This is a genomic window from Frankia sp. R43 (assembly GCF_001306465.1).
Classification (GTDB): Bacteria; Actinomycetota; Actinomycetes; order Frankiales; family Frankiaceae; genus Parafrankia; species Parafrankia irregularis.
Genome location: NZ_LFCW01000003.1, coordinates 79,380 through 104,388, shown reverse-complemented (window position 1 = coordinate 104,388; position 25,009 = coordinate 79,380). Strand labels below are relative to the sequence as shown.

At 73.2% G+C, this 25,009-nt stretch carries 21 protein-coding genes; 15 read left to right on the top strand and 6 right to left on the bottom strand.

What is annotated here, in order from left to right:
- Positions 1-36: 36 nt before the first annotated feature.
- Both ACG83_RS14090 and ACG83_RS14085 read right to left on the bottom strand, forming a co-directional pair.
- Complete coding sequence (locus tag ACG83_RS14090) at positions 37-525, bottom strand: nitroreductase/quinone reductase family protein (protein ID WP_054567219.1); 489 nt, start codon at positions 523-525, stop codon at positions 37-39.
- Between the two features lie 180 nt (positions 526-705).
- Complete coding sequence (locus tag ACG83_RS14085) at positions 706-918, bottom strand: hypothetical protein (RefSeq protein ID WP_054566689.1); 213 nt, start codon at positions 916-918, stop codon at positions 706-708.
- Positions 919-1,270: 352 nt separating this feature from the next.
- Between ACG83_RS14085 and ACG83_RS46020 the strand changes: the two genes are divergently transcribed.
- Positions 1,271-1,447 carry a hypothetical protein gene (locus tag ACG83_RS46020; RefSeq protein ID WP_198955462.1) on the top strand — a complete coding sequence of 59 codons (177 nt, stop codon included), beginning with the start codon at positions 1,271-1,273 and terminating at the stop codon, positions 1,445-1,447.
- 35 nt (positions 1,448-1,482) lie between these two features.
- Positions 1,483-2,979: a bifunctional adenosylcobinamide kinase/adenosylcobinamide-phosphate guanylyltransferase gene (locus ACG83_RS14080; protein ID WP_054566688.1), complete on the top strand. Its 1,497-nt coding sequence runs from the start codon at positions 1,483-1,485 to the stop codon at positions 2,977-2,979.
- Between the two features lie 103 nt (positions 2,980-3,082).
- Here the strand turns inward: ACG83_RS14080 and ACG83_RS47745 are convergent, their stop codons facing one another.
- Entirely contained in the window at positions 3,083-5,440 is a 2,358-nt protein-coding gene (locus tag ACG83_RS47745) for a WD40 repeat domain-containing protein (protein ID WP_054566687.1), read from the bottom strand.
- Between the two features lie 130 nt (positions 5,441-5,570).
- Between ACG83_RS47745 and cobT the strand changes: the two genes are divergently transcribed.
- Both cobT and cobS read left to right on the top strand, forming a co-directional pair.
- Positions 5,571-6,761 carry a nicotinate-nucleotide--dimethylbenzimidazole phosphoribosyltransferase gene (gene cobT, locus ACG83_RS14070; RefSeq protein ID WP_054566686.1) on the top strand — a complete coding sequence of 397 codons (1,191 nt, stop codon included), beginning with the start codon at positions 5,571-5,573 and terminating at the stop codon, positions 6,759-6,761.
- The gene (cobS, locus tag ACG83_RS14065) at positions 6,758-7,597 is read left to right on the top strand and encodes an adenosylcobinamide-GDP ribazoletransferase (protein ID WP_083473244.1); all 840 of its coding nucleotides are present in this window, start codon (positions 6,758-6,760) and stop codon (positions 7,595-7,597) included. The genes cobT and cobS overlap by 4 nt, the downstream gene beginning before the upstream one ends.
- Before the next feature lie 39 nt (positions 7,598-7,636).
- On the opposite strand, the gene gcvT is transcribed toward cobS, so the two are convergent.
- Positions 7,637-8,749, bottom strand: a complete 1,113-nt coding sequence (gcvT, locus tag ACG83_RS14060) for a glycine cleavage system aminomethyltransferase GcvT (RefSeq protein WP_054566685.1) — start codon at positions 8,747-8,749, stop codon at positions 7,637-7,639.
- A gap of 217 nt (positions 8,750-8,966) precedes the next feature.
- Between gcvT and ACG83_RS14055 the strand changes: the two genes are divergently transcribed.
- The 4 genes from ACG83_RS14055 to ACG83_RS14040 all read left to right on the top strand — a co-directional run bounded on the left by ACG83_RS14055 (position 8,967) and on the right by ACG83_RS14040 (position 14,792).
- Positions 8,967-10,556 (top strand): leucyl aminopeptidase, encoded by a 1,590-nt coding sequence (locus ACG83_RS14055; protein ID WP_054566684.1) that lies wholly within the window; start codon positions 8,967-8,969, stop codon positions 10,554-10,556.
- Positions 10,557-10,885: 329 nt separating this feature from the next.
- Complete coding sequence (gene lpdA, locus ACG83_RS14050) at positions 10,886-12,268, top strand: dihydrolipoyl dehydrogenase (RefSeq protein ID WP_054566683.1); 1,383 nt, start codon at positions 10,886-10,888, stop codon at positions 12,266-12,268.
- 84 nt (positions 12,269-12,352) lie between these two features.
- Positions 12,353-13,789 carry a 2-oxoglutarate dehydrogenase, E2 component, dihydrolipoamide succinyltransferase gene (gene sucB / locus ACG83_RS14045; protein ID WP_054566682.1) on the top strand — a complete coding sequence of 479 codons (1,437 nt, stop codon included), beginning with the start codon at positions 12,353-12,355 and terminating at the stop codon, positions 13,787-13,789.
- Positions 13,790-13,880: 91 nt separating this feature from the next.
- Positions 13,881-14,792, top strand: coding sequence for a TIGR01777 family oxidoreductase (locus ACG83_RS14040; protein ID WP_054566681.1), 912 nt, complete (start codon positions 13,881-13,883; stop codon positions 14,790-14,792).
- A 10-nt stretch (positions 14,793-14,802) separates the two neighbouring features.
- Here the strand turns inward: ACG83_RS14040 and ACG83_RS14035 are convergent, their stop codons facing one another.
- Entirely contained in the window at positions 14,803-16,668 is a 1,866-nt protein-coding gene (locus tag ACG83_RS14035) for a protein kinase (protein ID WP_161934756.1), read from the bottom strand.
- Between the two features lie 193 nt (positions 16,669-16,861).
- Here ACG83_RS14035 and ACG83_RS14030 point away from each other — a divergent pair, with 193 nt between their 5' ends.
- The 5 genes from ACG83_RS14030 to ACG83_RS14010 all read left to right on the top strand — a co-directional run bounded on the left by ACG83_RS14030 (position 16,862) and on the right by ACG83_RS14010 (position 21,139).
- Entirely contained in the window at positions 16,862-17,584 is a 723-nt protein-coding gene (locus ACG83_RS14030) for a peptidase E (RefSeq protein WP_054566679.1), read from the top strand.
- Between the two features lie 111 nt (positions 17,585-17,695).
- Entirely contained in the window at positions 17,696-18,382 is a 687-nt protein-coding gene (gene lipB / locus ACG83_RS14025) for a lipoyl(octanoyl) transferase LipB (RefSeq protein ID WP_235497893.1), read from the top strand.
- On the top strand, positions 18,379-19,371 hold the full coding sequence (lipA, locus tag ACG83_RS14020; RefSeq protein WP_054566677.1) for a lipoyl synthase: 993 nt from the start codon (positions 18,379-18,381) through the stop codon (positions 19,369-19,371). Before lipB ends, lipA begins: the two co-directional genes overlap by 4 nt.
- A 218-nt stretch (positions 19,372-19,589) precedes the next feature.
- A complete protein-coding gene (locus tag ACG83_RS45795) occupies positions 19,590-20,033 on the top strand; it encodes a hypothetical protein (RefSeq protein WP_054566676.1) in 444 nt (147 codons plus the stop codon).
- Positions 20,034-20,089: 56 nt separating this feature from the next.
- On the top strand, positions 20,090-21,139 hold the full coding sequence (locus ACG83_RS14010; RefSeq protein ID WP_054566675.1) for a DUF4191 domain-containing protein: 1,050 nt from the start codon (positions 20,090-20,092) through the stop codon (positions 21,137-21,139).
- 138 nt (positions 21,140-21,277) lie between these two features.
- Here the strand turns inward: ACG83_RS14010 and ACG83_RS14005 are convergent, their stop codons facing one another.
- The gene (locus ACG83_RS14005; protein ID WP_235497891.1) at positions 21,278-21,754 is read right to left on the bottom strand and encodes an RDD family protein; all 477 of its coding nucleotides are present in this window, start codon (positions 21,752-21,754) and stop codon (positions 21,278-21,280) included.
- A gap of 181 nt (positions 21,755-21,935) precedes the next feature.
- Here ACG83_RS14005 and glnA point away from each other — a divergent pair, with 181 nt between their 5' ends.
- The gene (gene glnA, locus ACG83_RS14000; protein WP_006542203.1) at positions 21,936-23,360 is read left to right on the top strand and encodes a type I glutamate--ammonia ligase; all 1,425 of its coding nucleotides are present in this window, start codon (positions 21,936-21,938) and stop codon (positions 23,358-23,360) included.
- Between the two features lie 519 nt (positions 23,361-23,879).
- Positions 23,880-24,935 (top strand): glutamine synthetase GlnII, encoded by a 1,056-nt coding sequence (glnII, locus tag ACG83_RS13995; RefSeq protein WP_054566673.1) that lies wholly within the window; start codon positions 23,880-23,882, stop codon positions 24,933-24,935.
- The last annotated feature ends 74 nt before the right edge of the window (positions 24,936-25,009 follow it).

Genomic DNA, 25,009 nt, shown 5'->3' with positions numbered 1-25,009 from the left:
CTTCCCTCGCCCGCCGTCCACAGACCGCCGCCCGGCTCACCGCAGCGGCGTGAGGGCGAACACCGGATGGCGCGGCGCGATGCGGGCGAGCTCCTCGTCCGAGGACTCCGGACCCACGCCTTCGAAGAACGCGCCGACCTCCGCCTTCCACTTCACCAGATAGGCGCGCAGCACCGGGACCTGCTCCGGGCCGGTCAGCTCGACCGCCCGGTAGCTCGACCGCCGGCGCCCCAGTACCAGCGCCAGCTCACCGTCGGCGGCACGCACGTTGCGGACCCACTGGCCGTGGCCCCGCGCCGAGACGAGGTACTGACGCCCGTCCAGGGTCAGGAGGTTCACCGGCACCCGGCGGATCTGGCCCGAGGAACGGCCGCGAACCTCCAGCATCCGGCTGCCCCACACGCTCAGCCCGAGCCCGTTGACCAGCGCCACCGTACGGTTGGCCACGTTCCTGGTGAACCAGCCGGGCTGACGGTCGTGCCGGGCACCGCCTGTGTTCGCCGCACTGTCCGCGTTCGCGCTCATGATCGACGCCTCGTTTCCGGGTGCTTCACCCATCGGTCGGCTAACACTGTTAGCCGATGTCCGAAGCTAACAGTGTTAGCCGACTGGGTGTCAACCCCTTCGGGCCCGATCGTTGTGACTTTCCCGGTGAGCTCTGCTACCTGCCGAGCCCGGGTCCGCGGGAGGCGGGGATACGGCCGCTCAGGTCACCGGCCGCAGGCTCATCGGCCCGTAGACGCGGGTACCCGACTCCATCAGGCTCACCTGCGTCACCCCCTTGTCCAGCAGGTCGTGCCACAGCTCACCGATCCACGTCTCGGCGTCGCCCTGGCTCGTGAACGACTCCGATCCGTTCGCACCGTCCACCGCGACGACCGAGCCATCCTCTGCCTCGTACCGCCAAGTCCAGCTCACGGTCCACGTCCTTCCCGACGTCCGGCGGCGTCGACCGCCCGGCCGGGGCCACCACAGACCCCGGGAGATGCCCATTACCCCATCCAAGCGCGCGCGACCCGCGGATGAGTGCCACATGCCACGTGCACGCCACGGACGCTCCGTGCACCTCTCGGCCTGCGGCGACCGGTGCTCCTTCGGACAAGAGCGGCATCAGTGGCCCGCGGGTCGGTAACGTCGGTTCCGGCCGCGCCCCGACGCGCGCGGCCCCGGCCCGGTGCCGGCTCCACCGAGTGAGACCACACGGTTCGAGCCCGAAGCAGTTCAGCTCGTCAGAGATCGCCAGAAGAGATCGTCAGAGAGGATGGCAGCAGTGACTCCCGCCTACACCGCCGCGGCGGTACTCGCCGAGACAGCCGAGCACCACGAGGAGGGCATGGTGTGGTGGGCCGCCGCCCTGCTCACCTTCGGCGCGATCGCCGCGCTCGCCGTGGTCCTGACCCTGATGACGCTCTGGGAGCGCAAGCGCCACCCGCACGCCCACCACTGATCACTGCCGATCATCGACGAAGGGCCAGGGGCGCGGTGCGGCTCACCCTGCTGGGAACGGGTTCGGCCGACGGATGGCCGAACCCGTGGTGCGAGTGCGCCTCCTGTGTGTGGGCCCGCACGCATCAGCCACGTGGCCAGAGCGCCGTCCTCGTCGACGATCGTCTCCTGATCGACTTCGGGCCGGACGTCCCCCGCGCGGCGGCGCGGTTCGGGGTGAGCCTCGCGGGCCTGCGCCACCTCCTGGTGGGGCATGCCCATCCGGACCATCTCGGCCCGGAGGCGCTGATGTGGCGCTCCTGGTCCACCGTCGCGGACCAGCCGCTCGACGTGCTGGCTCCCCCCGCGGCGCTGGAGGTCTGCCGGGCCTTCATCCGCCGCTGGGAGGGCCGGGAACCCGGCGCGGACGGTTCGCCGCTGCGCCTGCTGACCGCCACCGCCGGCGAGCCCGTCGAACTCGGCCGGGGGGACGAGCCGCGCTACCTGGTGCGTCCGGTGGCCGCCCGGCACGGCGACGCCGACATCGGGCCGGCGGTGCTCTTCGACGTCACCACCCCGGACGGATCACGGCTGCTGTACGGCTGCGACACCGCCGCGCCGCTGCCGCCACAGACACTGACCGCACTCGCCGGCCGCGCGTTCGACGTCGTGCTGCTGGAGGAGAACAACGGCGACCGCCCCGGCTTCGGCGAGCACCTGGACCTGCCCTCGTTCGCCCGGCTCGTCGCCGAGCTGCGCGAGCTCGGGGCCGTCGTCGAGTCCACCAGGGTGCTCGCCGTCCATCTGAGCCACCGCAACCCGCCCGGCGACGAGCTGACGCGGCGGCTGCACGACCTCGGTGCCGAGGCCCCACCCGACGGCACCATCCTGGACGTCCCACCACGCGCGCCCTCGAGGGCACCGTCGGTGGCACGGTCCGTGTCTCAGTCCGTGGCGCCGTCGGGATCGGACCCGGGGCGACCACCCGAACCGTCGAACCGGTCGGTGAGCCGGCCGGCGCCACCGACACCGCCGCGGCGGGTCCTGGTCACCGGCGGCACCCGGTCGGGCAAGTCCGCGCACGCCGAGCACCGGCTGCTCGCCGAGCCGGACGTCCTCTATGTCGCCACCAGCCGGCCCGCGGACGGATCCGACCCCGACTGGGCGGCCCGGATCCAGGCCCACCGCGACCGCCGACCGCCGGGCTGGGGCACCGTGGAGACCCTCGATCTCGAGCCGCTGCTGCGCTCGCCCGGCCCCGCGCTGCTCATCGACAGCGTCTCGCTGTGGGTCGCCGCGCGGCTGGATGAGGACGAACCGGGCTTCGAAGCGTCCGTGCACGGCCTGGTCGAGGCCTGGCGTGACGCGCGGCGGCGGGTGGTGGCGGTGACGGACGAGGCCGGCTCGGGCCCGGTGGCGCCTACCGCGGTGGGGCGCCGGTTCGTCGACCGCCTCGGCGAGGTCAACTCCCGGCTCGCGGCCGAGGCGGACGAGGTCTGGCTGTCCGTGGCCGGCCTGCCCGTCCGGCTACGCCCCGCCGAACCCGCCAGCTGACCAGGCCGGTCGGAGGCAGGCAGGTCGGTCGGCCGGAGGCAGGCCGGCAGAGCACGCGGGCGCGGCCCGCGGGATCTCGGCGGCGTCCGTGGCATCAGCGGCGTCAGTCGTGCAGGAACGAGTAAAGGTAAAGCCCGGACGAGCCGGCCACCACCAGGCCGGTGCCGTCGGGCAGCCAGGCGCAGCCGCGGGCCGTGCCCTCGAACCGCATCATCGCGCCGCAGGTCCACGTCCGCGGATCCCAGATCCGCACCGACCCGTCGCCACCCGCGCTGGCCAGCCAGGACCCGTCCGGCGCGAAGCTCACCTCCCGGACGGCCTGCGTGTGGCCCTCGAGCACGGTCAGCGCCCGGCCGGTCGCGAGGTCCCAGATCCGCACGGTGTGGTCCTGCCCGGCGGAGGCCAGCAGCCGGCCGGCCGCATCGGTCGCGAGCCCGAGCACCGGCCCGTGGTGGCCACGCAGCACCGCCCGCTGCTCGAGGGTCACGACATCCCACACCCGCACGGTCGCGTCGTCGGCGCCGGAGGCGAGCCATGTCCCGTCCGGGCCGGCGACGCAGGCCGGCACCCGCGCGGTGTGGCCGGTGAAGGTCGCCATCCACTCGCCGGACTCGGCGTCCCACAGCCGCACCGAGTCGTCCTCGCAGCCGCCCGCGACCCAGGTTCCGTCCGCGGCCACGGCGAAGCCGAGGATCGCCACGTCCGCGGTGAGCACCGCCCGCACCGTCCCGGTGGCCGGCTCCCAGAGCCGCAGCGCGTTCGGCTGGGCCGGCACGACGGCCCAGCACCCGTCCGGGTCACTGCGGCATCCCCGGGCCGGGCCGGGCAGCCCCGTCATCGCCGCGCCTGGCTCACCGGTCACGAGGTCCCAGGCGGTGACGGTTCCGTCGTCGCTGGACGACACGACGTAGCCAGCCGCGCCCGCCGCGGCACCGCCGAGACAGCCCGCGGCACCGTCGAGGCCGGAACCGCCGTAACCACCGAAACCGCCGGCACCACCGAAACCGCCGGCGCCGCCGTGGCCAGCGCGGTCGCCGCCGGCCGCGGTGGCGCGCACGACGACGGCGCACCCCCGGGTGCCCTCGTTGCGTTCCGCGGTCGGCATCCGAGGCAGCTCTCCCCGGGTGCTCCAGAGCCGGATCGTGCCGTAACGGCCGCCTGAGGCGATCCAGGAGCCGTCCGGGGCGACGACGCAGGCCCTGGTACCGACCGCCCCGGTCAGTTCGGCCCACTGGGTACCGTCGCCGGGGTCGCGCACCGCGATCACATCCCCTTCCGGCGCGACGGCGAAGGCGCCGTCCGGGGCGAGGGCACAGGCGTGGACCGGGCGCCCGCCGTCGCTGATCGTGGCGACCTGTCGGCCGGTGACCGTGTCCCACCGGCGCAGCGTGCCGTCCTCCCCGGCCGAGACCAGCCAGGATCCGTCCGGGCCGTAGGCCAGCGCGAGCACCGGCCCGAGATGACCGGGCAGGCGGCTGCCGGCGGCGCCGGTGCGCAGGTCGACCGGCCAGATGGCTCCGTCGTCACCGGCGACGACGACCGTCGTCGGGTCCGGGCCGACCGCGCAGCAGCGCAACGGTCCCACCGCCACCGGCACGGTCAGCTTCGGGCTGCCCGTGGCGACATCCCAGGTCCGCAGCGTCCCGTCGGAGCCGACCGCCACCACCGAGCGGCCGTCGAGGCTCACCGCGACGCCGTTCACCGGGCCCCGGTGGCCGCGCAGGACGAGGCGGGCGGGGCACCCCGCACCGACCATCCCGTCCACCTCGGCCACCTCGGCCGCGCGGTGCGCGCCGGATGCCCGGGATCCCTCGTCCGGGACGTCCCAGATCCGCACGGTGCCGTCGAGGCCCGCGGAGGCCAGCCAGCCGCCGTCCGGGGCGATGGCACAGCTCAGCACGTTGCCGGTGTGCCCGGTGAACATCGACCGCGCGACGCCCGTGCCGACCGTCCAGGTCCGCAGCGTCCCGTCCGTCCCGGCGGAGGCCAGCCAGGAGCCGTCGGGTGCGACGGCCAGCGCGTGCACCTGCCCGCGGTGGCCGGCCAGCACCCGCCGCAGCGCCGGGTGTGGCTGGTCGGGCAGCGGCCACCGGTTGACCAGCCGCGGACCGGCGAGCTCACGGGCCAGCGCCGCCCGCGCCGGCTCCAGTGCGCGGACGCCGTCCAGCCGACTCAGCACAATCGCGCCGAGCGCTCCGGCCGGCGTGGTCGGGGCGAGCAGATGCGCGTTCTGCCCGAGCGCCCGGGCCAGCGCGGGGGCGAACTCCCGGCACAGCCCGTCGACCTCGTCGCGGTCCAGCTCACCGGTGGCGGACCAGTAGGCCGCCAGGACGTCCCGACCGATCGCGGCATCCTCGCCGACCACCGCACGCTCCAGGTACCGCCGCAGGTCCTCGCCGGTCAGCCGGCCGAGGCCCCCCGCCGAGACGGTCGGCTGACCGGGCGGCGGGGCGGCAGACACATCCGGCAAATTACCGGAACACCCTGCGCCCGGCGGGCCGGACGACACAGTGGGACCACCTGCTGACGCGGACCGGTCCCGGCACCTGGCCGAGGTCGGATGAAGGTGGTCCATCAGGTAATAAGGACCTGTGGACATCACCCCGGCCGGATCCGCCCCGCAGCCGCCGACCTCGACCACCTTTCCGGACGTACCGGAACTCGACCAGGAGGCCATGGCGGCCGCGCGCAGGCGCCACGGCATCCTCACCAAGCCGCCGGGCGCGCTCGGCCGCCTCGAGGACCTGTCGATCTGGCTCGCGGGCGTGCAGGGAACCTGCCCACCCCGGCCACCCGGCCGCATCCGGGTGATCGTCATCGCCGGTGATCACGGCATCGCGGCCGCCGGCGTGTCGGCGTTCCCGTCGGAGGTCACGGCGCAGATGGTGGCGAACTTCGCCGCCGGCGGCGCGGCCGTCAACGTGCTGGCGCGCCAGGTCGGCGCGTCGGTCCGGGTGGTGGACGTCGCCGTCGACACACCGGAGCCGACCGCCCCGGGCGGCGTCGACGGCACAGCACCACCCGAGCGGTACCGGATCCGCCGCGCGAGCGGGCGGATCGACCAGGATGACGCGCTCACCCCGGCCGAGGTCTCCGCGGCGTTCGCCGTGGGCCGGCTGATCGCGGACGAGGAGATCGACGCCGGCGCGGATCTGCTCATCCCCGGTGAGATGGGCATCGGCAACACCACCGCGGCGGCGGCGGTGATCGGCACCCTGCTCGACCTGGAGCCGGCCGAGGTGGTCGGGCGCGGCACCGGCATCGACGACCAGCGATGGATGATCAAGGTCGCCGCGATCCGGGACGCGATGCGGCGAGCCCGGCACGCCGGCAACGCGCTGTCGGTGCTGCGGGTCGCCGGTGGGGCGGATCTCGCCGCGCTCGCCGGCCTCCTCGTCCAGGCGGGGGTCCGGCGCACACCGGTCGTCCTCGACGGAGTGATCGTCTGCGCGGCGGCGCTGGCCGCCGAGACCATCGTTCCGGGCGCGCGGCAGTGGTGGATCGCCGGCAGCCGCTCCCCCGAGCCGGCGCAGCGGTTCGTCCTCGACCGGCTCGGGCTCGAGCCGCTCGTCGACGCCGGACTCCGCCTCGGCGAGGGCACCGGCGCCCTGCTGGCCGTGCCGATGCTGCTGGCGGCGCAGCGCACCCTCGCCGAGATGGCGACCTTCGACCAGGCCGGCGTCAGCAGCGGGAAGAGCGACCCGTCCGGCCCGGCCCCCAGCGAAAGCGAGGGCTCGGGCGACGGGCTGGCCGCCGACGGCACCAGCACCGACGCCCCGTGACCGCCCCGGTGATCGGGGTGCGTGCGGCCGTCACCCTGCTCACCGTGGTGCCGATCCGCGGCCCCGAGCGCCTGGACCGCACCACCGCCAGGCGCGCCATGCTGGCGGCTCCGGCGGTCGGGTTCGCGCTCGGCTTCGTCTGCGCCCTGGTGGTGCTGGGTCTGCGGGTCATGACGAAGCCACCGGGCGAACGCCCGCAGACGCTGCTTCCCGCTGTCGTCGGCCTCGCGCTGATCGCGCTGCTCACCCGCGGCCTGCATCTGGACGGGCTGGCGGACGTGGCCGACTCCTTCGGCGTCCGCGGCGGCCGTGACCGGATGCTCGCCGTCATGCGGGAGTCGACCATCGGTGCCTTCGGCGCGATCACCGTGCTGTTCGTGGTGCTCATCCAGGTCTCGGCGCTGAGCGTCGCGATCAGCGCGCACCGGGGCACCGTGTCGATCCTGGTCGCGGCGATGACCAGCCGGCTCGCCGCGACCTGGTCCTGCGTCGAGCGGACACCGGCGGCCCGGCCGGACGGCCTCGGCGCGCTGGTCGCGGGCACGGTGCGCCGCCGCGACGCGACAGCGGCCACCGCAGGTGTGCTGCTGGTGGCCGCGCTGGCCGGGCGGTTCGACTTCCACGGTGGCGACGACGGCAGGGCCGTCCGCGCCGTGGTGGCCGTGGTGGTCGGGCTCGCCGCGGCGTTGCTGGTCCGCCACCGCCTCGTCCGCCGCTTCGGTGGCATCACCGGCGACACGCTCGGCGCGACGATCGAGATCACCCTCATGGTCTGCCTGCTGACGATGGCCATGACGATCCCGACGTCGATCCTGCGGTTCCTCGGCCTCGCCTAGCGTGCCGCGGCCACCCGTGGGTCGCCGCTGCCGCAACCGCTACCGCGGGGAGGCGGAGACGAACGGGGGGCGGACCACCGTCATCGACGAGACCCGGCCGCGGACGTCCACCGTCACGGTGTCGCCCGCGGTCACCGACCGGTCGAGCAGGGCGAGGCCGATGCCCTGACGCAGCGTCGGCGAGAACGTGCCGCTGGTGACCTCGCCGACCTCGGCGCCACCGGCACCGGTCACCCGCATGTGCGGGCGCGGGATGCCGCGGTCGTTCGAGCGCAGGCCCCACAGCGAGCGGGCCGCGCCGGCCGCGCGCTCGGCGAGCAGCGCCTCGCGGCCCCAGAAGGCCGGCTTGTCCCAGCCGACCGCCCAGCCGGAACGGGCCTGCACGGGCGAGATCGACAGCGACAGGTCCTGGCCGTGCAGCGGGTAGCCCATCTCGGTCCGCAGCGTGTCGCGGGCACCAAGGCCACACGCAAGACCACCGACGCCGGCCGCCGCCGCCAGCACCTCGTCCCACAGCGGCACCGCGTCCTCCCAACGAGGCAGCAGCTCGAAACCGATCTCGCCGGTGTAGCCCGAGCGGCAGACGACGACCGGACGGCCCTTCCAGTCGGCGTCGGCGAAGCTCATGTAGGCGCCGTCGGCCGGCAGCCCCAACGCGGCGAGGACCTGGACCGAGGCCGGGCCCTGCACGGCGAGGACGCCGTGGTCGGTGTGCAGATCCGTCACCGCCACCCCTGACGGCGCGGCCGCGGCCAGCCGCCGGACGACCTCGACGGTGTTCGCGGCGTTCGGGACCAGGAACACGTCGTCATCGGCGTAGAAGTAGGCGATGAGGTCGTCGACGACACCGCCGGTCTCGTCGCAGCACAACGTGTACTGCGCCTGACCGGGACCGATCCGGCGCAGGTCGTTGGTCAGGCACGAGTTGACGAAGTCGACCGCGCCGGCGCCGCGCACACGGGCCTTGCCCAGATGGCTGACGTCGAAGACACCGACGGCGGAACGCACGGCGGCGTGCTCGGCCAGCACCCCGCGGCCCGCGTACTCGATCGGCATCTCCCAGCCGCCGAAGCCGGCCATCTTCGCACCCAGCTCGACGTGCCGCTCGTACAGCGGCGACCGACGCAGCTCTGTTCTGGCGCCCTCTGTCATGGCGGCAGCGTAGCGGTCCGGCGGGCCGCGCCGTCGCCGACGGCGGATGTCCCGGTCGACCACCGACCCCCGACCCGATGCCCGTCACGCCCCGGCAACAGGCCTGTCACGGCCTGGCAACCGGCCTGTCACAGCCCGCGCAGAGGATCCCACCCGCCGCCACACGACGGCCACCGCCACCCGGGGCGCTGCCGGTCGGGCCCAATACGCTCAGGCCATGACCGTCACCTCTGTCGCCGCCACCGCGCTCACCGATCTCGACGTCGACGCGATCGTGGTCGGAATAGCCAAAGGCGCGGACGGCCCGGTGCCTCTCGGCGGGACCGGGCCGCTCGACTCCGCGCTCGGTGGCCGCCTCGCCCGGATCCTCGCCGATCTCGGGGCGACCGGCGCCGCGGGCGACACCGTGCGGTTCGCGACGCTGGGAACGCTGACGGCTCCGACCGTCCTCGCGGTCGGCCTCGGCGATCACAGCACGTTCCTGCGCGACGCGGAAACCGATCACGAGGCCCTGCGGCGCGCGGCCGGCGCGGCTGTCCGGGCACTCGCCGGAACGACCCGGGTCGCCACCACGCTGGCGCTCGCCGGCGGCGAGGCGAGCCCGTCGTCGCTGCGCGCGGCGGCCGAGGGATCGCTGCTGGGTGCCTATGCCTTCGACAGCCTGCGCGCCGCGTCGACCAGGCCGGCCCCCGTCCAGGAGATCGTCCTGGTGGTCGAGGAGCCGGCGGCCGTCGCCGCGGCCGAGGCCGCCCTGGCGCGGGCGGTGATCGTCAGCGAGTCCGTCGCGCTCGTCCGGGACCTGGTGAACACGCCGCCGAGCCACCTCTCCCCCGCCCGGCTGGCCGAGATCGCGGTCGAACGGGCTGGTGCCGTCGGTGTCGAGGTGACGGTCCTGGACGAGGATGCTCTCGCCGACGGGGCCTTCGGCGGCCTGCTCGGCGTCGGTCAGGGTTCGGTCAACCCGCCGCGGCTCATCCGCCTGCGCTACGCGGGCGCCGGCGAGAAGACCGCCGGCGAGGGCGACAGCGAGAGCACGGGCAGCGGTGACGGCGCCGCCGTCGCGGCCACCGACCTCGCCCTGGTCGGCAAGGGCATCACCTTCGACTCCGGCGGCCTCTCGCTGAAGCCGCCGGTGGCCATGGAATGGATGAAGAGCGACATGGCCGGCGCGGCGTCCGTGCTCGCGTCGGTGATCGCCGCGGCCAGGCTGGGCCTTGCGATCAACCTGACCGGCTGGATGCCCTGCGCGGAGAACATGCCCTCCGGCGAGGCCATCCGGCCCTCCGACGTGATCACTCTGCGCGGCGGGAAGCGCGTCGAGGTGCTCAACACCGACGCCGAGGGACGGCTGGTTCTCGGTGATGCGCTCGCCCGCGCCAGCGAGGACCACCCGGCACTCATCGTGGACGTCGCCACGCTCACCGGCGCGCAGATCGTGGCCCTGGGCACCCGCACCAGCGGCGTCATGGGCCGCGGTGACGCACCGGACGCCGTCGTCACCGCCGCCGGGCGTGCGGGCGAGACGGTGTGGCCGATGCCGATGCCGGCGGAGCTGCGCAAGAGCCTCGACTCGGTGGTCGCCGACCTGACGAACGTCGCGCCCGGCGGCAACCGCGACGCCGGGATGCTGCTGGCCGCGCACTTCCTCGCCGCCTTCGTGCCCGAGGAGATCCCCTGGGCGCACGTCGACATCGCCGGCCCGTCCTGGAACGGCGGCGAGGCGTACGGCTACACGCCGAAGGGGGGCACGGGGGCGATCGTGCGCACCCTCGTCCAGCTGGCCGAGGACCGCGCGGCGACCTCCTGACCCCACCGGGTGGCGCTGTGTCACCCCGCTGGTCCGCGTGGTCACCCTGTGGGTTCGCGAGATCCGACCGGGCAGCCAGGTCGGGCCATCGGGGGTGAGCCGCGCCACATCTCGGTGGCGTGATGCGGCACAGTCGGCGTCGTGGAGCCCAGACAGGCCGCCTGCTCGTGAAAGACTGGACCCAGCCGGTACAGCTGTGCATGGGGGGCGTTCGTCCCCCCGATGCGCAGTCGTTCCGGCTGGGCTCACCGGCCATGACGACGGCCACGCTCCTGCCGCCGCCATGCCGGGACCCTGGCGTCCGCAAGTCGTCGAAGAAGGGACCTCGCGTGGCGGACACAGCGGCCGGTCCCGTCGATCTGGTCATCCTCGGTGGTGGCAGCGGCGGGTATGCCGCCGCGCTGCGGGCCGCGGAGCTGGGCCTGCGGGTCGTCCTGATCGAGAAGGACAAGCTCGGCGGCACCTGCCTGCACCGCGGCTGCATTCCGACCAAGGCGCTGCTGCACGCGGCCGAGGTGGCGGACACCGTCGCCGACAGCGCCGCCTTCGGGGTCCACGCGACACTGGGCGGTATCGACCCGGCCGGCGTGGCGCGATACCGCGACTCGGTCGTGGACGGTCTGTACAAGGGGCTCACCGGGCTGGTGCACTCCCGCGGCATCGAGGTCGTCGCCGGAGCCGGCCAGGTGGTGTCCCCGACGGCGGTGGCCGTCGGGGACCGGCTGATCGAAGGCCGACACCTTCTGCTCGCCACCGGTTCGGCGCCGCGGACCCTGCCCGGTCTCGAGATCGACCACCGCACGGTGATCGACAGCGACGACGCGCTGGCGCTGGGGCGGGTACCCGCGTCGGTGGTCGTCCTCGGTGGTGGCGCGATCGGGTGTGAGTTCGCATCGGTCTGGCGCTCGTTCGGCGCCGAGGTGACCATCGTCGAGGCCCTGCCCCATCTGGTGCCGGCCGAGGACGAGGCCAGCTCGAAGCTGCTCGAGCGCGCCTTCGGCCGGCGCGGCATCTCACTACGTCTCGGTGTGCCGTTCGCGGACGCGAAGACCACCGACCGGGGGGTCACGGTCGTCCTCGAGGACGGGGCGACCATCGACGCCGAGCTGCTCCTGGTGGCCGTGGGGCGCGGCCCGGTCTCCGCCGGGCTCGGCCTGGAGCGCATCGGCGTCACCACCGACCGCGGCCACGTCGTCGTCGACCCCCAGCTGCGGACGAACCTGCCGACGGTCTCCGCGCTCGGGGACCTTCGGCCGGGGCTCCAGCTCGCCCACGTGGCGTTCGCCGAGGGAATCCTGGTCGCGGAGCGGCTCGCGGGGCTCGACCCGGTGCCGGTCGACTACGTGAACGTTCCGCGGGTCACGTACTCACACCCCGAGGTGGCATCCGTCGGCCTGACCGTCGCCGCCGCGCGCAAGCGTTTCGGTGAAGTCGACACCGCCACCTATCACCTGGCAGGAAACGGCAAAGCACGGATCCTGCGCTCGTCGGGAGCGGTAACCGTGGTCTCGGCGCAGGACGGGCCCGTCCTCGGCGTCCACATGGTGGGCGACCGGGTGGGCGAGTTGATCGCCGAGGCCCAGCTCATCACCAACTGGGAGGCCTACCCGACCGACGTCGCCCAGCTGATCCACCCGCACCCGACCCTCTCCGAGGCGCTCGGTGAGGCGCACCTCGCTCTCGCCGGCAAGCCACTGCACGTCCACAGTTAGCCTGCGGTGCCCGCCGTTCGTCCCTGACAGCCCGACCGGGCAGCAGGGCACGACGTCGGGCGCGACGAAGGAGTCGTTGTCAGAATGTCAGTTTCCGTCACAATGCCCCGCCTCGGGGAGAGCGTCTCCGAGGGGACGGTCACCCGCTGGCTGAAGAAGGAAGGCGAGCGCGTCGAGGCCGACGAGCCGCTGCTGGAAGTGAGCACGGACAAGGTCGACACCGAGATCCCCGCGCCGGCCTCCGGCATCCTCGGTTCGATCAAGGTTGCCGAGGACGAGACCGTCGAGGTCGGCGTCGAACTGGCCGTGATCGAGGATGGTGCCGCCGCGGCTGCCGCCCCCAGCGCTCCGGCCGCGCAGCCCGCGCCCGCCCCCGAGCCGCCGAAGGCCGTCGCTCCCCCGCCGCCGCCCGCGCCCACCCCGGCTCCGCCGCCCCCGCCGGCCCCGGCACCGGCCCCCGCGCCGACCCCGCCACCGCCGCCGGCCCCCGCTCCGGTTCCGTCGCAGGCTCCGGTCGCGGCGAGCACCGCGGACGCCGGTGCCGACGGCCTCGGCCGGTACGTCACGCCGCTGGTCCGCAAGATGGCCGCCGAGCTGGGTGTCGACCTCGGCATCGTGACCGGCAGTGGGCCGGGGGGGCGCATCACCAAGCAGGACATCCAGGATGCGGCGAAGGCCGCGGCAGCCCCGCCGGCTCCCGCCGCGCACGTGCCCGCTCCCGCTCCCGCTCCCGTGCCCGCTGCCGCTGCCGCTCGCCCGGCGGCCGCGCCGGTGCCGGCCCCCGCGGCCGCCGCAGCCGCCCGTGGGCGCACCGAGAAACTCACCCGCCTGCGCTCGCTCGTCGCCCGCCGGATGGTCGAGTCGCTGCAGATCAGCGCGCAGCTCACGACCGTCGTGGAGGCCGACGTCACGCGCATCGCGAAGCTGCGCGACCGAGCCAAGGCCGCGTTCCTGGCCCGCGAGGGCGTGAAGCTCTCCTTCCTGCCGTTCTTCGCCGTGGCCGCCTGCGAGGCGCTGCGCGAGCACCCGGTGATCAACTCCAGCATCGATCTGGAGGGCGGCACGGTCACCTACCACGACGCGGAGAACCTGGGGATCGCGGTCGACACCGACCGCGGGCTGGTCGTCCCGGTCATCCACAACGCCAGCGACCTGAACCTCAGCGGCATGGCACGCAAGATCGACGAGCTCGCCGCCCGCACCCGCGCCAACCAGGTGTCTCCGGACGACCTGGGCGGTGGCACGTTCACGCTGACGAACACCGGCAGCCGGGGCGCGCTGTTCGACACCCCGATCCTCAACCAGCCTCAGGTGGCGATCCTGGGCACCGGGTCGGTCGTCAAGCGGCCGGCCGTCGTCACGGACCCGGAGCTCGGTGAGGTCATCGCGGTTCGGTCGAAGGTCTACCTGGCCCTGACCTACGACCACCGGATCGTCGACGGTGCCGACGCGGCCCGCTTCCTGACCGCGGTGGCGAGCCGGCTGGAGGAAGGTGCCTTCGAGGCCGAGCTCGGGCTGTAGCCGAGCGGTCAGGCCTGCACGTCAGGCCCGATGAGCAGGCCTGACGAGCAGGCCGAACAAGCAGGCCGAACGAGCCGAGGAGCCCGGACAGATGAAGGTGGCCGTCACCGGATCGTCCGGGCTCATTGGTTCCGCGTTGCTGCCAGCCCTGCGGGCTGACGGCCACGAGGTCGTCCGGATCGTCCGCCGGCCGCCACGGGGCCCGGGCGAGATCCGCTGGGATCCCCTGGCCGGCCAGTTGGATCCAGGCGAGCTCCAGGGCGTCGAAGCGGTGATCAACCTCGCCGGCGCCGGCCTCGGCGATCACCGCTGGACCGCGAGCTACAAGCAGGTCCTGTGCGCCAGCCGCATCGAGGGCACCCGGCTGCTCGCCGAGACGCTCGCCGGTCTCGCCGTACCGCCGCGCGTCCTGCTCTCCGGCAGCGCCATCGGCTGGTACGGCAGCCCCGCCGGGGCGACCGGACCAGCGCTGGACGAGTCCGCCGGTGCGGGCGTCGGATTCCTCGCCGACCTCGTCCGCGGCTGGGAGGGTGCCACCGCGGCGGCCGAGGCGAGCGGAATCCGGGTTGTGCGGCTGCGTACCGGCGTCGTGCTGTCCGGCCGCGGCGGAATGCTCGGCCGGCTGCTCCCGCTGTTCCGCCTGGGTGCCGGCGGCCAGCTCGGCCCGGGGCGGCAGTGGCTCAGCTGGATCAGCCTGCGCGACACCGTCACGGCGGCGCTCTTCCTGCTTGACACCGACGGGGTACGCGGGCCGGTCAACCTCGTCGCCCCGCAGCCCGTGACCAACGCCGAGTTCACCGCCACCCTGGCCCGGGCGCTGCACCGCCCGGCGTTCGCCCGGGTTCCCCGCGCCGCCCTGCGGCTGGCGCTCGGCGAGTTCGCCGACGAGGGGGTGTTCGCCTCCCAGCGCCTCGCACCGGCCGCCCTGCTCGACGCGGGTTTCCGTTTCGCCCACCCGGACCTCGCCGCGGCGCTGGAGGACGCCCTGCACCACGGCGGCTGATCCGACCCGGTCAGCCAGGCGCAACCGACTCGCTGCCCGCGAGCCGCCAGCCTCCGCTGGTCCGCCAGAGCGTCAGGATCTTGATGCTCGCCGGCGAACTCGGTTCGCTTGCCAGAACCGCGCCGCCGGCGTTGATGAAGTTGTACGCCTCGACGCTCTCCGTCACGCGCAGCACGACCTGATCCGCGCGTTCCAGCTGGATCTCCAGGTCGATGATCTGAATCCGTACCGGCGACGAATGTGCGCCTTTCTCCAGCAGCGTGCGGACGGTTGCCTGGTCGGTGCGCAGCGCGGCACTGTCCGGTGCGTCCGCCGCGTCCAGTGCGGTGAGGTCGGCGCGTTCGAAGGCCCTGCTTCGCGCGACGTTCAGCTCCTCGAGGACCGCCCGCCACGCCTGCTCCGGTGACCGCCCGTTCACCGGTGTCGCGCTCGGGTCCTGCCCTCCCCCGCCGCCGGCCGCCGCGGCCTGGCGGGTCTCGGCCCGGTCGGAGCCGCCGTTCATCAGCACGACAGCGATGACGACCGCCACGAGCCCGACACAGCCGATCGCCGGTAGCAGCAGGCGGTTCCGCCCACCACGGCCGGACCGCCCCGAACGCCCCGCCGGGCCCCCACGGGTGCCACCACGGACCCGCCCGGACGCCCGGCCCGCCCGCCGTGCCGCCGACGGTGCCGGGGCCGCCGACCGCCCGCCACGACGCACCGCCTTGCCGCCGCGGCGATCACGGCCCACCGGGTGCAGCGAGCCCACCAGCTCGGACGGATCGGAGGGTGCGGTCCGGCCGTCTCTCGGCTGGGTTCGACCGCTCGCCGCGCCCGCGCCGGGGCCGGCGGGCGTACCCGCGGGTTCGCCCGCCGCCGTGCCCGCCGCGATGCCCTCCGACGGCGGCGAAGCGGGCTCGCCGGGCTCCTGCCAGGCCGCGTCGGCCCCGCCGCCCGCCCAGACGTCCGGAACAGCGACCTCGGAAGGATCGCCGCCGGGGGGTGGCAGCAGCCGCCCGCCGGCCCCGTCCCCACCGACGACCTCGCCGTCGCCACCCTGGGCACGCGCGGTGTGGCGATGGCCGGCCTGCCACTCCGGCCCCGTGGCCCACGGGTCGCGGTCGCGGTCACCATCGAGATCATCACCGGCGTCTGCCGCCGGCTCCGCCTCGTCGATCCACGCGTCGGAGGCGAGCTCGATCTCGCTGCCCACGGAGCCGCCGGGCGAGACGCCCGTCATGCGGATCGGCAGGGGCGTGGCACTGCGTGCGAGGCCGGCAGCCAGCTCGGCCGCGGACGGCCGGCGCAGCGGATCGTCGATCAGCGCCATCGCCACCGCCACCGCGACCGCGGCCGCGTCGGGGCCGGTGGCCTGGCTCATGGCCCCGAGCAGAAGCTCCGCGAGATCATGCACGTCGTCCGCGGGAGACCCGCCGGGGCTGGTCAGGGCGGCGACGCCGACGCCGGCGAGCACCGGCCGGCCGTTCGGTTCCAGCAGGATGTCCAGCGCGGTCAGCTCGCCGTGGACCAGCCCGGCGCCATGTGCCGCCGCGAGTGCCTGCGCCACGGGCAGGCCGATCGTCACGACCTCGCCCGGCTCCAGCCGGCCCCGGGCGGCGAGCAGCCGGGACAGGCTGACGGTCTCGGGCACCGGCTCGGCCACGACGGCCAGCCCGTCCGCCGTCCGGATCGCGTCGGTCACCGAGACCAGGTGCGGATGGCGGACGTCGAGCTGGCGCCGGATCTCCCCCAGCGCTTCGGCACGCACCAGCGGATCCGCCGGCAGCCGCACGTACCGAACCGTGACGTCCGCGCCGAGCTGCTCGACACGACCGGCCCAGACCTCACCGGCCCCGGCGTCGTAGCGCCGGTGGCGCAGGATAATGCCCGGCACCGTGGGATCACCGCCGTGCCGGCCCGGCCGATCGCCGGAATCGTCCGTGAAGGTCACGATCGTCGACGCTAGGCCGAACCGGCAACCCTCGCAGGACACTTTTCGCTGTTGTGGATAACTTCGTTCCGAACGGTGGGAGCGAGCCGGCCGGGCACTCGGCCGACCAGGAGCCGAACTCAACCAGGAGTCAGCTGTGCAGATCCTCGCGACAAGCGGTGGCTTCCAGCCCGACGGCAGGTGGGGGGCCAAGGTCGGGCCGCTGCTGGATCACGCGATCGCCCTCGCGGAGCCGACCGGCCGGCCCCGGCTGTGCCTGCTGCAGACAGCTCTCGGCGACGACCAGTCCGCCTACGCCCGCGGCTACGCGGCGCTGAACCGGGACCGGCCGGACGTCGCCGTCTCCCACCTGGCGCTGTTCCCGATGCCGAACGTCGCCGACCCGCGGGCCCACCTGCTCGCCCAGGACGTCATCTGGGTCGGCGGCGGCAGCGTGGCGAACCTGCTCGCGCTCTGGCGGGTGCACGGCCTCGACGAGATCCTGCGTGAGGCCTGGGAGGCCGGCGTGGTGCTCGGCGGTGTCTCGGCCGGGTCGCTGTGCTGGCATGTCGGCGGCACCACCGACTCCTTCGGCCCGGACCTGCGCCCGGTCACGAACGGCCTGGGCCTGCTGCCGCACAGCAACACCCCGCACTACGACTCCGAGAGCGCCCGCCGCCCGCTCTACCAGCGGCTCGTGGCCGACGGGACGCTCCCCGCCGGCTGGGCCACCGACGACGGCGTCGGCCTGCACTTCCGCGGCACCGAGCTGGTCGAGGCCGTCTCGGACCGGCCGGACGTCCACGCCTGGCGGGTCGAGCCGGGCCCGGGCGCGACCGCGGTCGAGACGCGCGTCTCACCGCGGCGGCTGCCGGACTGACATCCTCCCTGGCCTGAGACCGATCCGAAGGCGGTGGGACGAGCCACTCGTCCGTTGCCGGCCGGGCCGGTCGTCCCACCGGCGTACCCTCGGGACGTGGATGTCCTGCAGTTGGGTGTCGTTCCCTATCACGAAGCCTGGGGCAGGCAGCGCGCGCTGGCCGAGGAGCGCCGTCACGGGCGCGGCGAGGACGCGCTGATCCTCCTCGAGCATCCCGAGGTCTACACGGCGGGCCGGCGCACCGACCCCGCCGACCGCCCGGTGGACGGGGCGGAGGTCGTCGACGTCGACCGCGGCGGCAGCATCACCTGGCATGGTCCCGGGCAGCTCGTGGGCTACCCGATCGTCCGGCTCCCGATGCCGCTGGACGTCGTCGCCTACGTCCGGATGCTGGAAGCCGGCCTGATCGCGGTCTGCGCCGAGTTCGGCGTGGCGACCCGCCGGGTCGAGGGCCGCACCGGGGTCTGGACGGTCGACGGCACCCGCAAGCTCGCCGCCATCGGTGTCCGGGTGAGCTGGAAGGTCACCACACACGGCTTCGCGCTCAACTGCGACCCCGCCCTGGGCTCGTTCGGCCGGATCGTGCCGTGCGGTATCTCCGACGCGGGCGTGACCAGCCTCAGCCTGGAGCTGGGGCGCACGGTGACGGTGGCGGACGCCCGCCCGGTGGTGGAGCGCCACCTGACCGGCGCCATCACCGACTACCTGGCTGCCGGCCGCGAGGCGCAGGCCCGTCGGCAGCCGAAGACCGACGCACTGGTCGGCGCCGGGAACATCGAAGGAGGAGCAGCCGGATGACGGCCACGCCAGTCGTGCCGGAGGGCCGGCCGCTGCTACGCCTCGAGGTCCGCAACGCCCAGACCCCGATCGAGCGCAAACCCCCCTGGATCCGCACCCGCCTGCGCACCGGCCCCGAATACACCGACGTCCGCAGCCTCGTCCACGGCGCCGGCCTGCACACCGTCTGCGAAGAAGCCGGCTGCCCCAACATCTACGAATGCTGGGAAGACCGCGAAGCCACCTTCCTCATCGGCGGCGACACCTGCACCCGCCGCTGCGACTTCTGCCAGATCGACACCGGCCGCCCCACCCCGCTGGACACCGACGAACCACGCCGCGTCGCCGAATCCGTCACCACCATGGGCCTGCGCTACGCCACCGTCACCGGCGTCGCCCGCGACGATCTCCCCGACGGCGGCGCCTGGCTCTACGCCGAAACCGTCCGACAGATCCACACCCACTCCCCCGGCACCGGCGTCGAGGTCCTCATCCCCGACTTCGCCGGCAACCCCGACCAGCTCGACCAGGTCTTCACCGCCACCCCCGAGGTCCTCGCCCACAACCTCGAGACCGTCCCCAGGATCTTCCGCCGCATCCGGCCCGGTTTCCGCTACGAACGTTCCCTCGACGTCCTCACCCGCGCCCGCGCCGCGGGCCTCGTCACCAAGTCCAACCTCATCCTCGGCCTCGGCGAGACCGACGACGAGGTCGAGGACGCGATGACCGCGCTGCACACCGCCGGCTGCGACCTGCTCACCATCACCCAGTACCTGCGCCCCACCCCCCGCCACCACCCCGTCGAACGCTGGGTACACCCCGACGAGTTCATCGCCTGGCAGCAACGCGGCACCGAGATCGGCTTCGCCGGCGTCCTGTCCGGCCCCCTCGTCCGCTCCTCCTACCGCGCCGGCCGCCTCTACCAGCAGGCGATTACATTCCGTAGTGAAACTGCCCGGGGTGAGGCGGTTACCTCCCAAAGTGTGTCGCACGACTCTCACACCGGGTGACGAGTGCGCTGGTGATGACTACCCCGGACGACTAGGCTCGTGCCTGCGTCACGCGGCGGTCACAAGACACGGGGCTCGCCGTGGCGTGGGCACCCCCGTCATCTCCGCCAACTGCGGGAGTGATCGGCGGCGCTCGCGCCCTTCACAGTCAGTGCTGTTCCGGCGGGGCACCGGTCCCGCCTCGGGCTCCACGACCGCGTCGGGAGGTCGTCGACACCGTGTTCCGCTCACTCCTCACCGCCCTTGAGGAACTGACTCTTCTCGTCCTGCCGCACGGCGGCCAGCGCACAGCTCGCCACAACGCCTGGCGGGCCGCCACCGACCTGCACGTCACGACCGGCTACCGCTGGGTTGACCAGATCTCCGTATCCGCCTTCGGCCTGGTTCCCGCCCCGGCGAACGCGTCCGTCCCGTCGCCGGCGGTCCCGCCGGCGACGACCGCCCACGCAGGCATACCCGCGGAGGCGAGGACGGGTGCGCCGCTGGTCACCCGCCCGGTGGCAGCCGCCGCCGGGGGCGACTTCCCGGCGCCGCGCGAGCGGGAGTCGGCGCCGCGGCCAGCGGCCGCCAGGGCCCCGGGAACCCGCGGCTCCACCGGGCGCGCCCCCAAGCCTCGGGTCTCCCCGCCGCGCGCCCGCGCCGCCGCCGCCGCACGTTCCTGACCCGCAGGCGCCGACCGGGCACCAGCCGGGCCCGCGAAGGCCGTAGGCTCGCGCCTATGGCGCTGCGGAGGAAGCCGACCGGTGCCGGCGGGGAGCCGGCGCTCGCGGCCGTGGGTGGGAACGGAACAAGTGGCGGCGGGTCGTCCCGCCGGTCGGGCAAGGCCAGCGCCGCGGGGCGGAACGGACCGGGCGCGGCTGGCGATGGCCCACGTGGCCCGGAGCGGAGCACCATGGCTGGCAGGAGTGACGGGGCTGGCAGGAGTGACGGGGCTGGCAGGAGTGACGGGGCTGGCAGGAGCGGCGGGGCCGCCAAGAACGGTGGGGCCGGCAACGGCGGTGCGAAGTCCGGTGCCAAGGCGGGCTCGAAGGCCGGGTCGGGCAAGGCCGACCAGCCGGAGAAGGCCGGCCGGGCCAGCGGTCCCGCGTCCGGCGGCGATGCCGCGGGCGCCGGTGCGCCGGGCAGGCTCGCCCAGATCCGGATGGTCTACAAGATCACCCGGCAGCGCGATCCGCAGGTGCTCTGGCTGAGCCTGCTCGGGCTGGCCGTGCCGGTGGTGATCGGCGTGCTGCTCGGAGTCTTCGTCGGCCCCCTGTATGTCTGGCTGCCGATCGCGATCCTGCTGGGCATCGTGGTGGCCCTCAACGTCTTCAGCCGCCGGGTCCAGAAGACCGCCTACGCGGAGATGGAAGGCAAGCCCGGCGCGGCGGCCGGCGTGGTGGAGCGCATGCGCGGTGACTGGCGCCTCACCCCCGCCGTCGGGGTCAACCGGCACCAGGATGTGGTCCATCGCGTGGTCTGCCGAGCCGGCGTGGTGCTCATCGCGGAGGGCCGCGGGCGCGGGCCTCGGGAGCTGCTCGCCGCCGAGAAGCGACGCATTCGCAAGATCGTCGGCGAGGCGCCGATGGTCGACTACATCGTCGGCAACGGCGAGGGCGAGATCCCGTTGCCGAAGCTGCAGAGCACCCTCATGCGGCTGCGCCGTGAGCTGCGCAAGCGCGACGTGGACGCCCTCGAGCGCCGGCTGCGGGCCGTGAGCAGCCCCGTCCTGCCGATTCCGAAAGGCCCGATCCCGCGCAACATCCCCCGCGGCGGCCGCCCGCGCTGAACCTGCCCGCCACGCCGCGGCGGCGGCCAGCGGTCGCGGCGGCCCATCAACGTCATGACGCCCACGTCCCCACTCGGGGACGTGGGCGTCGGTGTCTCGCCGTCCGCTCAGGCCGCGGCTGTCTCCACGGCCTGTCAGTCAGGCCTTCGACGGGACGATCTCGTCCCGCACGACGACCGTGCCCGCGGCGCGGTCGTGCGTGCCGCGAAGGTCACGGTCCCAGATGAACGCCGGGACCAGCAGGGCCAACAGCAGCGTCCGGACCAGGATCCACGGCCAGCTCTGCCGTCCGAAGTCCCGCACCCGGATCACCCTGATCCCCGCGAGCCGCATGCCGATCGTCTGCCCGGCCACCGTGACCAGCACCAGTTCCTCCAGGAGGAAGGCACCGTAGATCGCCAGGCCACGGATGTCCGCAGCCGCGTCGACCCCGACCACGAACAGCAGGCCGACCAGCAGGTTCGCCAGCACGCCGTCGACGATGTACGCAATGATCCGGGGCCCGAAGCCCACCACTGAACCGGGCCCGTCCGCCGGAAGCCCGAGCCGGGCTCCGGGCGGCGTGTCCCGGGGCAGACCGGGGCCCTCCAGCCAACCTCCGAGTGCGCGTCCCACCGCGCAAGCCTATGTCGCCCGCTCGCGCCACCAGGGCCATGACAGAACGTCACCAACGCCGTTAACGTAACATCCACGAAACAGTGCGTTGATTCCCTCGACGCGCCACGCGGTGACGCCACGCAACCGATCAGAGCGTACTCTGTCAGTCATTGGAAGCCTGAAGAACGCTGGAGGGTGGATGTTCACGAACGCCGACGACGTACTCCGCTATATCCGTGACGAAAAAGTTCTGTTCATTGATGTACGGTTCTGCGACCTGCCCGGCGTCATGCAGCACTTCACGATCCCGGCGGAGGTCTTCTCCGAGTCGGTCTTCAGTGACGGTCTCATGTTCGACGGGTCGTCGATCCGCGGTTTCCAGGCGATCCACGAATCGGACATGCTGCTGCTGCCGGACCCGCGGACGGCCTTCGTCGACCCCTTCCGCGAGCACTCCACCCTCGCGATGACCTTCTTCATCCACGACCCGATCACCAAGGAACAGTACTCGCGGGATCCCCGCAACATCGCGCGGAAGGCCGAGGAGTACCTGCGCGGCACCGGCATCGCCGACACCGCGTACTTCGGGCCCGAGGCCGAGTTCTACATCTTCGACGACGTGCGGTACGACTACACCCCGTACGGTTCCATGCACGCCGTTGACTCGGTCGAGGCCGCCTGGAACACCGCGCGCAAGGAGGAGGGCGGCAACCTCGGTTACAAGCCCCGCTTCAAGGGCGGCTACTTCCCGGTGCCGCCGACGGACCACTTCACCGACCTGCGCTCGGAGATGAGCCGGGTGCTCTTCGACGTCGGTATCACCGTCGAGATGCAGCACCACGAGGTCGGCACCGCCGGCCAGGCCGAGATCGACATCAGGTTCGACACGCTGCTCAAGACGGCCGACAACCTGATGCTCTACAAGTACGTGATCCGCAACGTGGCCCGTGCCCGGGGCAAGACGGTGACCTTCATGCCCAAGCCGCTGTTCGAGGACAACGGCTCCGGCATGCACACCCACCAGAGCCTCTGGAAGGACGGCGAGCCGCTCTTCTACAGCCCCAACGGCTACGGCGGGCTTTCCGACACCGCCCGGCACTACATCGGCGGGCTGCTGCACCACGCGCCGGCCCTGCTCGCTTTCACCAACCCCACCACGAACTCCTACCGGCGGCTGGTGCCCGGCTACGAGGCCCCGGTCAACCTCGTCTACTCGGCGCGCAACCGGTCGGCCTGCTGCCGGATCCCGCTCGGCGGTGACTCGCCGAAGGCGAAGCGGGTCGAGTTCCGCGTGCCCGACCCGAGTTGCAACCCGTACCTCGCGTTCGCGGCGATGCTGATGGCCGGTCTCGACGGGGTCAAGAACAAGATCGACCCGCCGGACCCCATCGACAAGGACCTCTACGAGCTCCCGCCGGACGAACTGGCCGCCGTCCCGCAGGTGCCCGGCTCCCTGGAGAAGGTCCTGGAGGCGCTGGAGGCCGACAACGACTTCCTCCGCGAGGGGAACGTGTTCACCGGCGATCTCATCGAGACCTGGATCGACTACAAGCGGGTGAACGAGGTCGACGCCATCCGGCTGCGGCCCCACCCCTACGAGTTCAGCCTCTACTACGACATCTGAGTCTCGATTCCGTCCCGGTCCTCCACCGGCGTCACCAATGAGGTTCCGCGGCCTCTCGGCACACCGAGCACGGTGGCCCACGGTGGCTTTCGGCGCCTTTCGGCATGACCTAGGACTGCTCCGCGCCGGACCTCCGCTCCGCACCCGTGGTCCGGACCTCCGACTGGTCGGCGAAGACCTGTGGTCAGACCCGCCGGAATATCCTCGGCAAGGCCGTGGCGGGATCAGCCGATGAGGCGGGGCCCGTGTCCATGAACCCCTGGACACGGGCCTTCTCTCGTTACAGCCGCTTTTCCGTTCCGCATCTGTCGCGGCTCGACCGGTATTCGCTTCGAGGCACGGCTTTGGCCGCCCGGCAACAACCGAGTGACCGAGAATTAACAAGACGGGAACTGATTGGAAACCGGGCCCGACCAAGCTCCGGACGAACCCTCCCGTCAGTCGCGGCCGGGGTCGGCCCTCCCCCGGCCGATCACACAGTCGCTCCGTCACGTGACACGTCAACCACGGGGAGTACTAGTGAGCTATCAGGCCGAATACATCTGGATCGACGGCACCGAGCCGGAGCCGTTGATGCGGAGCAAGACCCGCATCGTCAAGAGCGGCAAGGAGCCGGAGATCTGGGGCTTCGACGGCTCCAGCACCAACCAGGCCCCGGGTTCGAACTCGGACTGCGTGCTGCAGCCCGTCGTCACCGTTCCGGACCCGCTGCGCGGTGGCGACAACGTGCTCGTCCTGTGCGAGGTGCAGCTGACCGACTTCACCCCGCACCCGACGAACACCCGTGCCATCGCCCGCACGGTGGCCGACAAGTACGCCGACATGAAGCCGATGTTCGGCATCGAGCAGGAGTACACGTTCTTCCAGAACGGCCGGCCGCTCGGCTGGCCGGCGGTCGGCTTCCCCGAGCCGCAGGGCCCGTACTACTGCGGCGTCGGCGGCGAGAAGATGCCCGGCCGGGCCATCGTCGAGCGCCACACCCAGGCCTGCCTGGACGCCGGCCTCGCGATCGAGGGCACCAACGCCGAGGTCATGATGGGCCAGTGGGAGTTCCAGATCGGCGTGCTGCCGGCGCCGACCATCGGCGACCACATCTGGCTGGGCCGCTGGCTGCTGCACCGCATCGCCGAGGACTTCAACACCACGGTGTCCTTCGCCGCGAAGCCCGTTCTCGGTGACTGGAACGGCGCCGGCGCGCACACCAACTTCTCCACCAAGCAGACCATGGAGAGCTGGGACGCGATCGTCACCGTCTGCGAGTCGCTCGCGCCCCGCGTCATGGAACACGTCACCCACTATGGGACGGGCATCCAGGACCGCCTCACCGGCAAGCACGAGACCGCCCCGTGGAACAAGTTCTCCTGGGGTGCCTCGGACCGCGGCGCGTCCATCCGGATCCCGTGGGCCGTCGAGAAGGCCAAGAAGGGCTGGATCGAGGACCGCCGTCCGAACGCGAACATGGACCCGTACGTGGTCTCCGCGCTCATGATCGACACCTGCTGCAGCGCGCTGGCCGGCGACAAGCCGACCCTGTTCGTGCCGTCGCAGGGCGCCGAGGCCACCGTCACGGTCTGACGTCAGATCCCGCGGGCGGATACTCGCGGGCGGGTCTCGCCGCCCGCGGGACCGCTCGTCCATCATCGGCTCCG